Source organism: Mesorhizobium sp. M1A.T.Ca.IN.004.03.1.1 (assembly GCF_003997555.1).
Lineage (GTDB): Bacteria > Pseudomonadota > Alphaproteobacteria > Rhizobiales > Rhizobiaceae > Mesorhizobium.
In genome coordinates this window covers 1-284 of the sequence record NZ_RZTV01000200.1, presented here as the reverse complement: position 1 = coordinate 284, position 284 = coordinate 1, and the positions used below count along the sequence as shown (strand labels likewise).

Here is a 284-nt window from a genome sequence, read left to right as displayed (position 1 = left end):
TGGATCTCCTCGAGCGTCGCCCTGTCGCACTCGCGGTAGCCCGCCTTGGCAATCGACGTTCCGAGTTCGGAGATCATAGCGCAGGAGCGGGTGATTTTCAGCAGGCCGATCGGCGATGTCCAGCCGCGGGCGTTGCGATCTTTGTCGGCGCGCCGCATCGTGTCGAGCATGGAGCAGATGAGCGAGAGGCGCTCGGTTTCGCGAACCAGCTTCTCCATGAACATGGACTGCGCTCCTATTTCAGCTTTTTCTTGAGATCGTAAAGCGCATCCAGCGCCTCGCGC

At 60.9% G+C, this 284-nt stretch carries 1 protein-coding gene; it reads right to left on the bottom strand.

Going from position 1 to position 284, the window contains the following annotated elements; translation table 11 throughout:
• Positions 1-224, bottom strand: a 224-nt coding sequence (locus EOD29_RS31330; RefSeq protein WP_127248803.1) for a hypothetical protein, incomplete at its 3' end; no start/stop codon positions are given.
• Positions 225-284 lie beyond the last annotated feature (60 nt).